16 protein-coding genes and 3 pseudogenes are annotated in these 12,489 nt (G+C 58.5%); 11 read left to right on the forward strand and 8 right to left on the reverse strand.

Annotated elements, in window-relative coordinates; genetic code table 11:
- Positions 1-105 precede the first annotated feature (105 nt).
- On the forward strand, positions 106-396 hold the full coding sequence (locus tag A9K65_RS33525; protein ID WP_063170623.1) for a hypothetical protein: 291 nt from the start codon (positions 106-108) through the stop codon (positions 394-396).
- A gap of 94 nt (positions 397-490) precedes the next feature.
- On the opposite strand, the gene A9K65_RS33530 is transcribed toward A9K65_RS33525, so the two are convergent.
- From A9K65_RS33530 to A9K65_RS33540, 3 genes and pseudogenes are all read right to left on the reverse strand, one after another.
- A complete protein-coding gene (locus A9K65_RS33530) occupies positions 491-775 on the reverse strand; it encodes a hypothetical protein (protein WP_013525246.1) in 285 nt (94 codons plus the stop codon).
- 525 nt (positions 776-1,300) lie between these two features.
- Positions 1,301-1,534 (reverse strand): hypothetical protein, encoded by a 234-nt coding sequence (locus tag A9K65_RS36710; RefSeq protein WP_013525245.1) that lies wholly within the window; start codon positions 1,532-1,534, stop codon positions 1,301-1,303.
- A gap of 68 nt (positions 1,535-1,602) precedes the next feature.
- Positions 1,603-2,318 (reverse strand): annotated as a pseudogene (locus A9K65_RS33540) (SOS response-associated peptidase).
- 75 nt (positions 2,319-2,393) lie between these two features.
- On the opposite strand from A9K65_RS33540, the gene A9K65_RS33545 reads away from it, so the two are divergent.
- Both A9K65_RS33545 and A9K65_RS36715 read left to right on the forward strand, forming a co-directional pair.
- Positions 2,394-2,627, forward strand: coding sequence for a hypothetical protein (locus A9K65_RS33545; RefSeq protein ID WP_013525244.1), 234 nt, complete (start codon positions 2,394-2,396; stop codon positions 2,625-2,627).
- A 10-nt stretch (positions 2,628-2,637) separates the two neighbouring features.
- Positions 2,638-2,883 carry a hypothetical protein gene (locus tag A9K65_RS36715; RefSeq protein WP_013525243.1) on the forward strand — a complete coding sequence of 82 codons (246 nt, stop codon included), beginning with the start codon at positions 2,638-2,640 and terminating at the stop codon, positions 2,881-2,883.
- 553 nt (positions 2,884-3,436) lie between these two features.
- Here A9K65_RS36715 and A9K65_RS33560 read toward each other — a convergent pair.
- The gene (locus A9K65_RS33560; RefSeq protein WP_086081394.1) at positions 3,437-4,303 is read right to left on the reverse strand and encodes an RNA ligase family protein; all 867 of its coding nucleotides are present in this window, start codon (positions 4,301-4,303) and stop codon (positions 3,437-3,439) included.
- 463 nt (positions 4,304-4,766) lie between these two features.
- On the opposite strand from A9K65_RS33560, the gene A9K65_RS33565 reads away from it, so the two are divergent.
- Both A9K65_RS33565 and A9K65_RS33570 read left to right on the forward strand, forming a co-directional pair.
- The gene (locus A9K65_RS33565) at positions 4,767-5,015 is read left to right on the forward strand and encodes a hypothetical protein (protein WP_245265376.1); all 249 of its coding nucleotides are present in this window, start codon (positions 4,767-4,769) and stop codon (positions 5,013-5,015) included.
- Between the two features lie 109 nt (positions 5,016-5,124).
- Positions 5,125-5,520 carry a response regulator gene (locus tag A9K65_RS33570; protein ID WP_013525240.1) on the forward strand — a complete coding sequence of 132 codons (396 nt, stop codon included), beginning with the start codon at positions 5,125-5,127 and terminating at the stop codon, positions 5,518-5,520.
- A gap of 71 nt (positions 5,521-5,591) precedes the next feature.
- On the opposite strand, the gene A9K65_RS33575 is transcribed toward A9K65_RS33570, so the two are convergent.
- Both A9K65_RS33575 and A9K65_RS36370 read right to left on the reverse strand, forming a co-directional pair.
- The gene (locus A9K65_RS33575; protein WP_013525239.1) at positions 5,592-5,933 is read right to left on the reverse strand and encodes a hypothetical protein; all 342 of its coding nucleotides are present in this window, start codon (positions 5,931-5,933) and stop codon (positions 5,592-5,594) included.
- A 127-nt stretch (positions 5,934-6,060) separates the two neighbouring features.
- Positions 6,061-6,402 (reverse strand): hypothetical protein, encoded by a 342-nt coding sequence (locus A9K65_RS36370; RefSeq protein WP_013525238.1) that lies wholly within the window; start codon positions 6,400-6,402, stop codon positions 6,061-6,063.
- Between the two features lie 298 nt (positions 6,403-6,700).
- On the opposite strand from A9K65_RS36370, the gene A9K65_RS33585 reads away from it, so the two are divergent.
- From A9K65_RS33585 to A9K65_RS33600, 3 genes are all read left to right on the forward strand, one after another.
- Entirely contained in the window at positions 6,701-7,597 is an 897-nt protein-coding gene (locus tag A9K65_RS33585) for an Abi family protein (protein ID WP_245322243.1), read from the forward strand.
- A gap of 517 nt (positions 7,598-8,114) precedes the next feature.
- Positions 8,115-8,306, forward strand: coding sequence for a hypothetical protein (locus tag A9K65_RS33595; protein WP_082827649.1), 192 nt, complete (start codon positions 8,115-8,117; stop codon positions 8,304-8,306).
- Between the two features lie 123 nt (positions 8,307-8,429).
- Positions 8,430-8,693, forward strand: a complete 264-nt coding sequence (locus tag A9K65_RS33600; protein ID WP_013525235.1) for a hypothetical protein — start codon at positions 8,430-8,432, stop codon at positions 8,691-8,693.
- 873 nt (positions 8,694-9,566) lie between these two features.
- Here the strand turns inward: A9K65_RS33600 and A9K65_RS33610 are convergent.
- Together A9K65_RS33610 and A9K65_RS33615 are read right to left on the reverse strand one after the other, a co-directional pair.
- Positions 9,567-9,755, reverse strand: coding sequence for a tyrosine-type recombinase/integrase (locus tag A9K65_RS33610; RefSeq protein ID WP_064995298.1), 189 nt, complete (start codon positions 9,753-9,755; stop codon positions 9,567-9,569).
- A gap of 140 nt (positions 9,756-9,895) precedes the next feature.
- Positions 9,896-11,041: a PHB depolymerase family esterase gene (locus tag A9K65_RS33615; protein WP_064995301.1), complete on the reverse strand. Its 1,146-nt coding sequence runs from the start codon at positions 11,039-11,041 to the stop codon at positions 9,896-9,898.
- A gap of 207 nt (positions 11,042-11,248) precedes the next feature.
- On the opposite strand from A9K65_RS33615, the gene A9K65_RS33620 reads away from it, so the two are divergent.
- The 3 genes and pseudogenes from A9K65_RS33620 to A9K65_RS33635 form a co-directional block, all read left to right on the forward strand.
- Positions 11,249-11,551: a DUF2182 domain-containing protein gene (locus A9K65_RS33620; RefSeq protein WP_245322244.1), complete on the forward strand. Its 303-nt coding sequence runs from the start codon at positions 11,249-11,251 to the stop codon at positions 11,549-11,551.
- A 210-nt stretch (positions 11,552-11,761) separates the two neighbouring features.
- Positions 11,762-12,096: pseudogene (locus A9K65_RS33625) on the forward strand (DUF5939 domain-containing protein); the annotation flags it as partial.
- Positions 12,097-12,337: 241 nt separating this feature from the next.
- Positions 12,338-12,484, forward strand: a pseudogene (locus A9K65_RS33635) (conjugal transfer protein TraD); the annotation flags it as partial.
- Positions 12,485-12,489: the final 5 nt, after the last annotated feature.

Here is a 12,489-nt window from a genome sequence, read left to right on the forward strand (position 1 = left end):
CCTGCTGCCAATCCAACCAAGATAATTTTGCGGCGTTCCCCGATACACCCGTTGTTCAATTGAATTGCTGTGTATTATTCCGCTGTTGTCTTTAGGATGAGAGCCATGCCCCTATCATCCTTCGCCAAAGAACTGGAGAACGCCGCCGATAGCATCGCCGACATGTCGCGAGCGGATCTTCCGATCATGCTTCGGCGCGCTGCGTTGATGCTCCGGAACGTCGCCGGCCTCCCGCTAGAGCCAGCAACACAGGACGCACTGAACTCCATTGCCGCTGAAATGAAAATCGGCCGGTCGGAGCTCATTCAGATCGTCTTGCGTGAGTGGCTGGAAACGAATGCTTATCTACCAGTCCGGATGATTGACGAGGAAAGCGAGACCGACGGGAGCGCTTAGCAACATGGCTCGCAAGGGAATGGCCCGCAGAAAAAGGCCCGTCCCTAAGGACGGGCCAAATACGTTTCGGGAACAATGCCTAGAGCGGTTATTCTCAGCCGCCCATCTTCTTGGCCATGGCACAGAAATCAGCGTGCGACTTGTTGAGCGTGGTGTCGCCGCAGTCTTTCAGCACCGCCTTTTGTTCATCCGGTTTCATGGACATCCATGCGGTCTTGAAATCCGCTTCCGACCTCAAGGTTTTCATGCCGGCATCCGTGAAGAAAGGTGACATCTTTGCAGGATCATCGAGCGCGGAAGTGGTGCTGCTGCCAGCCAGCGCTGAGCCCGTCATCACTGCGAGCGCCATCGCGCCCATCGTAAGCATTTTGATGCTCATTTTTACCTCCGTTAGTTCTACACGCGCAAAATCGCGTGACCTGGGGAAAAAACGTCGGCGTCTGAACTCTGTTCCCGCATCTCGCCGATTCCGCATCGGCAGCCGTCTGACCGCGCTGATGTCGTGGCCGGTGCAGTGAGCAGTCCATCGTGCGGCGACGGACCACTGCGGCCAGCCTAAAGTGCGATCGGCGAACGCGGGCCCATTAACCACCTTCCTGGATAGATCGGACCCCAATGGGGATGCGGGGAGTTTACCTTGCATGGAAAATCACAAGCACAGATTCTATTGTCATATTGAGCGCGACGGATTGTGGGGAGTTCGGGATTGCGTCGCCAACAGGCCGGCAAGGTTGGGCGGTGGCGACGTTCGCGGTTGCACTGCCCAACGGGCTGAAGCTGCGGAACACGTCCTCACGAGAATTTACGACGGCGGACTTGATGCCGTCGCTATCCGCATCGCTGGCATTGTCAGTTCTGCGGGTTCGGCCTGATCGATCCCCGGCAGCCAGGCGCTTACCCAGCCTTAGGGGGGCAGCACCGGTCCAGTGGTGTTCCACCGGATGAACTCGACCTCTTTCCCGGTGACGTCCCGCACGGCCTTCAATAGCACCTCGTGCAGGACGCGCGTCTGCCTGTAGTGGTCGCAATGTGGTGATATGAACGGCTTGATGATGCTTAGGTGCAGCGCTTCCGCTGCCACCAGGAAGCGCTCGATTTCAGCCTGTGATAACTGCTTTGAGGGTTTTGACCTAGCCATTGCGACACCTTTTGAGAGTCGCCCCACCTGAGGACAATATTCCTACCGCGACCGTTCAGTGTAAAGGCTCAAACGTCGAAAAGGTCGTTTGGTCCCACGCCAATTTCGTCAATGATGTCCGGCGTGTTGTTTCGCGGGCTTCCGACCTTCCTGTCGATCGGCCACATCTTCATCAGCTCCGAAGGATATGGCTTCATGAGGTCGCGTGGATCCAGTTCCGGTCCGAGCCAGCGCATGTAATCGGCAGGCGCCAGAATAACCGGCATCCGATCATGGATCGTCGCCATCAACGTATTGGGCTCGCAGGTGACGACAGCGAAGGTCCGGATCAACTCGCCGGTCGCCTTGTCGGCATATTCTTCCCATACTCCAGCCATGGCAAAAGGCTCGTCCTCCGTCATCGCGATAGCGTAAGGCTGCTTTTTCGTGCCCGAACCATCGAGCTTTTGCCATTCGAAATAGCCGTCGACGGGCACCAGGCAACGGCGCGCGGCGTATGCTTTTCGGAACATGCCGTTGCTGGCAATCGTCTCGCACCGCGCATTGACAGGCGGTGGCCGCCCGCCGCCATCGCGCGCCCAGCCGGGAACCAGCCCCCACTTCGCAGAAAGGAAACCGGCCATGCTCGTGGAAAGCTCTTCACGTACAATGATTGGATAGGTCAGGCTGGGCGCGCCATTCCAGACCGGGAACCCGTTGCCCGCTCAACGTCGCCAAGGTGCGCGAACTCGAAGCGCCGCACCATGTCCGGGATGGTCGATTTGACAAAAACGCGTCCACACATTCAGGTCGTCTCATTGACAAGGATCGAGGCCCGCCCAAGATGGGAACGGAGTGAGAACGTATCAAGGTTGTGGTGATGCCGAAGAAGCCAAAGGACGTAATGCTGCCAGCGGTCTCGGGCGTCACAATCGAAATCGATGACCGCGATAATCCCGAGGTCTGCCTTGTCGGGCTATTGACTGCCGAGGGGAAGCGATCCTTCACCCTGAGCGAAAACGGCGCTCGGATGATGGTGAAGGCGTTGCACTCATTTCTCGATCTCCTCGACGGATCTACGTCCGAGACAAAGCCCAAAGGCCCCGCCAACTGAGAACGCAGATATGGTCAATCCGCCCAAGCGACAGGACGATTATCAGGACCGAGCCATCGACTGCCAGGAGGCCATGGAGCCAGGCTTTCAGGTGATTGTCGATTGCATGCTGGAGGCGGGATGGACGCGAGGCGAGACATTGCGGGCGCTGAAACGGCTCATAGCGGCCGACAATATGGCTCAGAAAGAGAACGCCAGGCTGGAAACGCAACTCGCAATTGCGCGGGCCATGTTGCGCGCTGGAAAGCCGATTTAAGGTCTGTTGACCTGTTGGGCGTCCCTTGGCCAATGCGTCGATTGCCACCGGGTGCATAAACTCTTGCACCGACCTGGGAGGAACATGCGTCCGCAGTCGAAGTTCGGAATGCGCTTGGTAAGGAAATCTCCTTGAAACAGCCAAGCAAGGCCCGCCGCTGGCTTCGAGACCCGGTGGCGGGCCACCCGCGATGAATCTTTTTCGTAGGGCTGGAACCTGTTTCTGAGATCGAAGTTGGAAATGTGCTTGGTTGAGATTCCCCTCCTCAAATCCAAGCTCTGGTGCAAGTGCAAGGCCCGCCGCTGTAATTGTGTCCTCAGCGGCGGGCTTACTTCGTCAGGCGCTCCACGGTCTCAATGATCGCCTTGGCCAATGCCTCGCCTTCATAGATCGGGCTCTGGGCCATAGTAGCCCGTCACCCATTCCTCGCTAAGCAGCACGCCGGCACGGCATACCTGCTCGATGGCCATTCGGACGAGCTTCAAGGCTGCACGCTGATCGACTGCCACAGGGGAGTTGGGTTCGACGTTCACATGGTGGAGCGGCCGGGGCGTCATGCCTTAGCCTCGCGGATCGCCCGCAAGGTCGCATGGCGTAGCTTGTCCTCGCGCTTAAGGGTCTTCACTCGTCCGACAAGGCCAGGTTTGATCCATTCAGCGTCGGGCTTGTCCGCGCCTTTCGGGGGCGTGCCTTTCCCCTCCTGCACCTTGGCCCACAGGCGTTCTCGCATGGCTTTGGTCAGCGCGATGTGAGCCGATCCGACATAGCGGCGTTCCGCATCGCGGGTTGCCATCAAAGCGAGTGGTGCCGATCCCGGTTTTAGCTGCACGCCTGCCACTTCAAAGTCGACTTCCTCGTAGCATTTGGTTTTCAGCCACGCTTCGGTGTCGCCTGACCGATAAACGCTGTCAGGCCGCTTCGACACCATGCCCTCCAGGCCCATGCGATCAACCGCAGCGTAGAAGTCGGCCCCGCCGCCATGCACATGGTGACTGTACTGGATCACGCCCTTGGCAGGCCCGACGAGTTCGAGCAGCTTTTCCCGACGTTCCAGCAGAGGTGCTGGGCGCAGGTTGACCCCGTCCAGGTGCAGTAGATCGAAGGCGACGAAGATGATCCGATCCGGCGCCCATCGCATTGCGGACCGCAGCGAATGGAAATCCGACACGCCCTTCCCATTGAGGACGATTGCCTCGCCGTCGATGATTGCCGACTTGGGGGAAAGGGTTGCCGCCGCCTCGACAATCATCTTGTACGTCGATGACCAGTCATAGCCTCTTCGCGTGATCGCTCGGGCCGTGCCGTCCTCGATTATGATTTGCGTCCGGTAGCCATCGTACTTGATTTCGTGAATCCAGTTGTCCCCTGTCGGCGGCACCTCGACAAGCGTGGGGAACATTGGCCGGATGAACTTCAACATACGCGAACTCGGACTGACCGAGGTTAAATTAGATTAAGCTAAAATGGTTGCAAAGGGATGACACGCGCAGAACCCGACGCGTTGGCCAAGCACGACGGGTCGCAATTAGGGCGGCTACATCCTGAGAATCGACCGCCACTGTGCCAATAAGAATAGTTCCGGCTGTTCGAAGATCGTACTGCGCGAACTAGTCCATGAGGTTTAATTGCTGCGCTGTCGTTTTGCGAGTAGCGTAAACTTTGGGCACTAGGCCCACCCTCGTGCCCAGATTGGTCGGCACGGTTCTGTCACCGTCGCTTGGTATCTGACCGTGTCGACCACCATCCTGTGGCGTGCCAACCCCGCCCGCCAGGCCGGCGTCCATCTCCGAAGCACCCCGCCAAAGGGCGCCGGCCACTGAGATATCGTTGATCGCCGCTCCCGCTCTTGCTATGTTCACGCCATGGGATGGACGTTTGGTTCATTGATCGAAAGCGGCATGCGGGTGACGGCGCATTGCGCCCGCTGCAATCATTCCCGCACGCTCGACCTGGAGGCGCTGCGCGAGCGGTGCGGCGCTGATGCGCCAGCGATGGCCGCTGATCTCGCGCCTAAGATGCGCTGCTCGAATTGCGAACAGCGAAGCGTCGGTTTCAGCTACACGCTCGACCCGACGAAGCATTCCGGCATGGGCGTTTCGAATCCTTACGCCATGGCTAAGGACGGGCGCTGACCAAGCCACCTGCTTCCAGTGCCCTAAGCACAGGCGTATGCTTCTGCTCGTTTATTAGCTGTGGCTAAAGTGAAGTTGCGCCTGCAACAGGGGCTGTGCTAAGTGGGGAATGGACGAAATCCCGGTTCTGGTCGTTGAAGACGAGCCACTAATCCTGCTGGACCTTGAGACGGCTTTGGAAGAGGCTGGTTTCCGGGTTGTCGGGGTGACAACAGCCGAAGCGGCTATAAAGGCGTTTGACGAAGCGCCGGTTAGCAGCTTGATTACGGATATTCGACTTGGTCCTGGTAAAAACGGGTGGCAGTTGGCCAGAGATCTTCGGGGAGTGAACCCCGCCATCCCCGTGATTTACATCAGCGGCGATGGCGCGCCCTATTGGAGTGCTGAAGGCGTTCCGGAAAGCATAATGATCAGCAAGCCGTTTGCGATACCTCAGATCATCACGGCCTTGTCTATCCTGCTAAATCGACAGCATCCGACCCGACCGGGGGACGAGGTGGCTTAGAAGCATTCGGGCATGGGGCAGGCGAATGCTTATGCCAAGGCCAAAGACGGGCGGTAGGCCAATCCGGCTTGTCAGTACCGGCAAACCTGAACGCGTTCCAGCACCCGGTGGTGATGGTGCCAGTGCCTAACCCACTTCACGCGGCAATGGTGACGATGCCGGAAATAGTAGCGATGCGGGTAGCGGGCCACGTAGCCAGGATAGCGGGGGCCGTAGTAGCGGCCGCCATAGTCGTAAAACGGACCTCTGCCGTAGAAGGGGCCACCGCCGTAAAACGGGCCGCCGCCGAACGGGCTGAAGCCGCCGAACGGACCAAAAAAGCCGATGCCAGAACCGAAGTGTGCATCCGCAGGCGCGACCGCGGCTGCGGCGCAGGCGATGGCAATCACGGAAGCAAGGAACAGTTTTCTCATAGCAACCTCCCTGAGGTGCCTTCACCCGAGAAACTTCCGCAGGAACCGAATGTTCCCGATTGCTAATATTCTCTGCGCGCCGTCACCTAGCCAGACGTTTTTGCCGATTCCGCAGCCTCAGTTGCCGTCATACCTTCGACTTTCGCCAGCCAGCCCACCAAGCATCCCATTGAGAGCAAAACCAGCGCTCCCCCTTGGCCGGGTTAACGACCGTTTCGTCATAATAGCGCTGACCTGGCATGTGATAGATACGGTCGCCTGTTACGCTGATATTGCCCTTAATGTTGCATCCACTTGGCGAGCTAGGGCTACCCAGACGGTGCACTGTGGGAAGGGGATGCTGTTTGGCTTGCGGCGGCATGAGATAGCTTGCCCCGGCAACACCGCAAAGCAAAACTGGGATCAGCGCCCGCTGCTCTAACAGCGAACGCCTACGCCGCATTATAGGCTTCTGTTTGTGGACGCCCATAACCCTCTCCCCTTGGGAAGAATGCGACTCTTGCTTGTTGGAGTCCAGATGGCGCTACCCAGCTGTGGGGGAATGGCAGGGCCATTGGCAATTGGTCAGTAACCAGCTAAGTATTATTTCGTGAACACGCGGTAGGAGGGGAAATCGCGTGACTTGACATTACCGGTCAAATCACCCACCTACAAGGTCGACACGGCCGGCGCCCCTGCAATGCAAGCGTCGGCCTTTTTATTTTTCATGCCATATCAAGCCATATTTGACGATCCCTCAGCGGCGTACGCTGCTGGAATCGAGGGATATGGCCGTACCTGATGTGCCGAAAGCTGAGGAATATTTACAGCAAATAGGGTACTACCGGCTCAGCGCATATTGGTATCCGTTTCGCAAACTGGTTCAGCAGCAAGACAACTCTTTCGCACTCGGCAATGCGTTTAAAGCGGGTACCCAGTTCAAGCACTCGACGGACTTGTACGCCTTCGACAAGGGACTTCGGCTTTTGGTACTCGATGCAATCGAACGCATCGAAATCTCCGTTCGAACAGAGGTGGCGCTTTCAATTGGCCGGCACGATCCTCGTGCCCAATGCGAACCAGCTCTGCTTGATAAGAGATTCACGACTGCAAAAAACCCCGCCTTTGTGGACTCGATGCATACGGGATGGCTTAGAAAGCTAGATAAACGAGCGGCGACTTCCAAAGAGGAATTTGCCGTCCATTTCAGAACCAAGAATCCGGGCGAAACGATGCCCGTTTGGATCGCAGTCGAGTTGTTGGATTTCGGCCCACTATCCCCCTTCTTGTCGGGGATGCGGTACTCAGACGTACAAGCAATTTCTGCGAGCTATGGTGGCCTGCGCCCACTCCTTATCAAGTCATGGACGCGGTCACTCAGCGGTATACGGAACGTTTGCGCGCATCATTCTCGGCATTGGAATAAGCCGCTCGTGGATCAACCGGCTTTGCCGAACCATGGGGAAATCCCTGATCTCGACCACCTATCGCAGATGGCTGGGGCTAACCGCAGGCTCTACGCGGCTTTGGCCATAATGAGGCTGCTACTGAAACAAATTAATCCGCGAACCAATTGGGCCGATCGGTTGAAGACTCATATGGCGCAATTTCCTACAGCACCAAACATCAAGATCGGTCACGCGGGGTTTCCGGCGAATTGGGCCGCTTTGCCACTTTGGAACTAGCGACCTTTTCGCCCTTCGGCGGCCGCGACTTCACCACCTTTTTCGACACGCGGTCAAAGGCTTCCTCTGCCTCATCGGTTTCAAGTTCCCGTGCTACTCTCTGAAACTTTTCGTGTTGAGTCTCTTTTGAGTCTTTGGTCATTTATCTGTTTTTCCTGACGCGCCAGACTACGAATACGTAGCCTATATTGATGAAGCCGGTGACCCTGGTATCCAACGAGTGCGCCCTATTATCATCCGCACGACGGCATTCCAGCCGTAGGATTTGCTGCAACGCCGGTAACAGTGACCTCCAGGCCGAGCGTACCGAGCGCGACCGAGCAATCCAGGGATGCCGCGTCAGTCGCATTTTCGCCTATGACCGTCTTCGTGATCGCCCCTTCGGTTGCCAGCGTTCCAGAAGTGTGCGCACCACGCCGGTCCAGGAACTTCTCCTTCGCTTTGTACATTTCGAACGTTGAAGCGCTTTGGGTGCTATGATTTGTTGGTGCCTTCGTCGTGTGTGGGAGTGCGGGCCGTGGACGATGACCAAAGGGCTGGTGTTCGTATCGAACACATCGACGGCCAGTGGGCGGTACAACTCGTCGAGAATGGTGAAACCACCCAGCATCTTTTCGAGACCGAGGAATTCGCGAGGAACTTCGCCGCCGGTCAGTGGCTAAGGCTAAACCCGAAGCCTATTCCCCCAATGCGCCGGCGACGCCGTTAGAGCGCTAAGCTTAAAAATGCTCTTTCGCGGATGCTGCACCGGGGCCGGAACTTTGATGCAATAGCGAAGTTCGAGGAAGGAGATGCTTTCGCAACAGGCGCCACTTCACGAGAGGCCGGAGCAATGGTGGACAATCTATCTCGCAGGGAAGAACAACGCGGCACGCGAAGACTCATGGCGTGGGGCGTGGCGGTTATTGCCGTCATTTTCCTAGGCCTAATGGCATTCTTTGTACTCACGCCTTTATCGAACGGCTCTTGGCAGACGGCACCGTTCAAGCGTGCTCCTGTGCAAAACCAGGGCGGTAATGCGCCAGTGGATACGTCACCCAGCCCGGGCGTGAAAAAAGACCCTCAGGAAAATACTGAAATGCCGGAGCAGCAGTAGTAGGTTCCGACCCGCTGGCAAACTTTTTCCGGGGCCGGGCGGCGATCTTGTCGAACACGTCCTCTTCCTCTGCGTCACGAATGGCCTTGGTGTCGCCTCCAAGGATCGGGACCGGCCTTCCCTCGATTGATGAGCTTACAAAATTGCCCAATTCGGAGGCCTGATGCTACACGTGTGTCGGCACAAGCGAATCTGCACAGCAGCTATGCACGATCCACGATTGCAGAAATCGCTGGGCAGCGGGTAGATTTTGATTGTCGGCCATCTACTCCTCCCAGATGCGATGCCGGCGCTGAATGAGGCGCACCTCCTCCCGCGCCACATTCGAAAATCGAGCCCGCTGCCACCTCCTCCCGGCAGCGGGCTTTTTTTTGTCTTCGCCAGCAGACACAGTGGCAAGCATCCGCGATGGCCTGCGAAACCATCCGTAAACCATGCCAACACGGTAAATATTTTATGTCGAACCGATCGGGTTGCAGGAGGTTGTGGGCGGGTCTGCAACAAAGAGGCCCAGCCGATCCATGCACCGCTTACCCATCTTGCCCGCCCTGTTGATCTCCTTCGGGATTGCCTACGGAATTTGCGTCTGGGCGACGTCGGATAAGCCGGTCAGCTTTTTCGAAGCCCAAGCGGCGTCGCAAATGCGTGGAACTGTCGATCGCTCTGAAAAGCTGTAACGACACGGAAGGTGGGGCCGTCGGTCCTATTATTCACATGGTCACCTTCGTGCACGAGCGCGCGGGCAAGCGCCTCACGGCAATGGCGTAGCTCGAGTTGGGCTTAATAGGTTTCGGAGCGCCGTGGCTTTGCCATCGCCGTGCCACAGCTTCTCGCACGGTTGGCCCCAATGCCTCGGCCACGCGCCGAGCGGCGTCATCGGCGAATGATGTCCGCTACATAGGACGGGGCTAGATGAGCACAGTGCTTCTCCACCATTCGGGTGTCGCTGTGACCAAGGGCCTGCGCCACGATGATCAACGGAGCGCCATTTCGAACCATCGTGCTGGCATAGGTATGCCGCAGCTCATGCAGCGTCACATCCGCCAGGCCGGCCTGTTTCAAGAGCGCTTTCCAGGGCCGATGGTAAACAGCCCTGGCCCAAACGACGCCGCTGTCTTGGGTAAGCAGGGGCTCACTGCCTTATCGATGGTGGGCTCTTGGTTCAGCAGGGTCCAGACAAAGAGCTCCTCCGCCACAACAATTCAGCGCATCAACCCCGCCGCGCGCAGAGCATTTTCCATGACCTTGGAAATCCCACTTGCCGGACCGCGCGCACTGGCTCGCTCCGGCGTGGGATCGATACGGACTGCCCGCGGGTTTTCCGTTGGTGCAAAGGACTGCAATGCGCCTGAAGCGACCTCGGCTTTGGCTTTGCGTCGCACGTCCGGCTTCGTCAATTCCCAGAAGCGGGCGATGTGGCGTGTCGAGGAAATCCCAACATCCAGCATGAAAGGCCCTGCGTCGCCGAGACCATCGCCGCCGCCAGTTTGCAGTGGCGTTCCATGGCCCATGCCGGCAATGGTGAACGTCTCGACTACCTCGCGCCCGTTGCTGTCGCTCCAGACCTTCCGCGTCTGGCCGTCGACCTTCTCTATGCGTGTTGGCTTTTCGCCGAGATCGTGCACGCTTTGCCACTGCGCCAGGACTGCATCCGCATTGGCAGGCACAACAGTCGTGTCGGCCGAGCCCTGCCATACCGAAATACGCGGCCACGGACCCCTGTGCGGCGAGGCCGCCCGCAACAGCCGCTGGAGGTCGGCTTGGGACGGACCGCCATGGCCGCGCATGCGGTCGAAGGCTTCGGAGATCGTCGAGGCACTTCCATAGGCGAGCCCGGCAATGATCGCGCCGCCGGCAAACAGTTCGGGATAGTCCGCCAGCATCACCGCCGCCATAGCGCCGCCGGCGGATAGACCTGTGAGAAAGATCCTCTTGCGATCGAGGCTATGCGTAACCACTGCCGCCTCGATCATCTGGCGGATGGACAGTGCCTCGCCGCTGTCGCGCCTGATATCGCTTGGTACAAACCAGTTGAAGCAAAGATTGGGGTTGTTGGCGCGCTGCTGCTCTGGGAACAGCACCGCAAAACCATGCTCGGCGGCGAGCTCGCTCCAGCCGGAGCCATGATCATAGCTGGCCGCGTTCTGGGTGCAGCCATGCAGCACGACGACCAGCGCCGCCTGCCGGGCCAGGTTCTTCGGAAGATAAAGCCTCGCGCGCAAGGCTCCGGGATTGGACCCGAACCCTGTAATTTCGGACAAGTGAGCGTCGTTCCGTTCCCCGGATCCAGCTGCTGGCCGCGCGTGCATCGCGCTCAGGCGAGCGATCGTATCGGATATATTTCGCAAGTCGGTGTCCTTGTGCGCCGGAATGGCACGGTCGTGCACAACGCGCATGCAGCAATATCGTTGCTGCGATGCACAAGAACAAGCCGTCCCGTCCGTGAACCTATAGATTGAATTGCGCGCTCGGTGACGCGAACTCAGAGGCCCAGCGCTAGTCTAAGCCTAGTTTATGCGCTAAGGATTTCTCTCACTTTCGCCGCCAACTGCTGCATGGAAGCCGGCTACGTCGCCGGGCTCTACCAATTCACGACCCTCAAGCACATTTGCCTCAGCCATTGCCGTTCGCCGCTCGCTTTCGTTGCTCAGCACTGGCGCGACGGGCGTGTTGGGGCGCTCAAGATGGGGCTGCGCCACGGTCTCTATTGCTTTGGCTGCTGCTGGGCGCTGTTTGCCGTGCTGGTCGCGACCGGCATCATGAGCGTCGCTTGGATGCTGCTTTTGACGCTGCTCGTCTTCGTCGAGAAGCTGCTGCCCCGTAGCCGCCGCTTCGAAGGTGGTTTGGGCGTTGCTTGAGTGGCCCTCGGGATCGTTGTATCGCTCGGGGCGATCGATAAGGCTTGGATGGGTGGCTAGACGAGCAGGAGCATAAAGCATCGCTGCTGGGACGGCAGACGCTTTCGACGGCAATCCATTCGCATCGTGCTGGTTTTTTAGTAGGCTGTCGCGAGGAAAGGTTGAGGATCCGGCGTAACGATAGTCGACGATCGTCTTCTCGAAAGCAAGATGACCAAGGTGGAGCAAGATCGAGCTTGGAGCCCACGCATCATCTCGAAATTCGAGACGCTGATCAGGAGCGCCGACGACCACTCACTCTATCGCTCAATCCGCTGAGCTTTGCTCGCGACCGCGCAATCGCCGAGCCTGAAGCAATCGACCTCTTCCTTCACGCCGCCCGCTGTGGCTTGTTCGACATGAGCTGGGATGTGCTGTGTCCCCAGTCCGGGATGGTGCTCGATAGCTTCGGTGCCCTGCGCACGCTGAAGACCCACTACGTCTGCGGCCTGTGCGACGTATCGGGCGACACCGACCTCGACGACTTCATCGAGGTCACCTTCTCTTCCGGTCCGAGCGCGTCGACGAGAAGGAGGGGCATCCGGCAGCACGGACCTCAAGGGTTCGACCGCCATGTATGAGCGCCTGGGTGACTCTCAACGCCTATGCTTTGGTCCGCGAGCATTTCGCTCTGGTCAACGCGGCGGTCCCGGCGAGCTGCTCCGGCATCTCAGCGCAACCCTCGCAGCGCTCCAACACAGCCGGGCGGCTCACAATCGCCGGCAGGCGGCACAGGCTCGCAATGACATGCGCACGTGGCAGGTCGAGCGCCGGAAGCGCACCCGACATCTGATTGAGCTCGGCGGTCTCCTCGTCAAGTCAGGCATCGTGGAACTGACCAACGACGATCGCGCAATCATCTACGGCGCGATGCACTGGATCGCCGCGAAGCTCCAGAG

It is taken from the genome of Mesorhizobium sp. WSM1497, assembly GCF_001672455.2.
Lineage (GTDB): Bacteria > Pseudomonadota > Alphaproteobacteria > Rhizobiales > Rhizobiaceae > Mesorhizobium > Mesorhizobium ciceri.

What these genes read in the sequence shown, in the direction of transcription:
- A9K65_RS33525 (WP_063170623.1), top strand. Translation starts at nt 106, where the DNA reads ATGCCCCTATCATCCTTCGCCAAAGAACTGGAGAACGCCGCCGATAGC.
- A9K65_RS33530 (WP_013525246.1), bottom strand. Translation starts at nt 775, where the DNA reads ATGAGCATCAAAATGCTTACGATGGGCGCGATGGCGCTCGCAGTGATG.
- A9K65_RS36710 (WP_013525245.1), bottom strand. Translation starts at nt 1,534, where the DNA reads ATGGCTAGGTCAAAACCCTCAAAGCAGTTATCACAGGCTGAAATCGAG.
- A9K65_RS33545 (WP_013525244.1), top strand. Translation starts at nt 2,394, where the DNA reads ATGCCGAAGAAGCCAAAGGACGTAATGCTGCCAGCGGTCTCGGGCGTC.
- A9K65_RS36715 (WP_013525243.1), top strand. Translation starts at nt 2,638, where the DNA reads ATGGTCAATCCGCCCAAGCGACAGGACGATTATCAGGACCGAGCCATC.
- A9K65_RS33560 (WP_086081394.1), bottom strand. Translation starts at nt 4,303, where the DNA reads ATGTTGAAGTTCATCCGGCCAATGTTCCCCACGCTTGTCGAGGTGCCG.
- A9K65_RS33570 (WP_013525240.1), top strand. Translation starts at nt 5,125, where the DNA reads ATGGACGAAATCCCGGTTCTGGTCGTTGAAGACGAGCCACTAATCCTG.
- A9K65_RS33575 (WP_013525239.1), bottom strand. Translation starts at nt 5,933, where the DNA reads ATGAGAAAACTGTTCCTTGCTTCCGTGATTGCCATCGCCTGCGCCGCA.
- A9K65_RS36370 (WP_013525238.1), bottom strand. Translation starts at nt 6,402, where the DNA reads ATGGGCGTCCACAAACAGAAGCCTATAATGCGGCGTAGGCGTTCGCTG.
- A9K65_RS33585 (WP_245322243.1), top strand. Translation starts at nt 6,701, where the DNA reads ATGGCCGTACCTGATGTGCCGAAAGCTGAGGAATATTTACAGCAAATA.
- A9K65_RS33600 (WP_013525235.1), top strand. Translation starts at nt 8,430, where the DNA reads ATGGTGGACAATCTATCTCGCAGGGAAGAACAACGCGGCACGCGAAGA.
- A9K65_RS33620 (WP_245322244.1), top strand. Translation starts at nt 11,249, where the DNA reads ATGGAAGCCGGCTACGTCGCCGGGCTCTACCAATTCACGACCCTCAAG.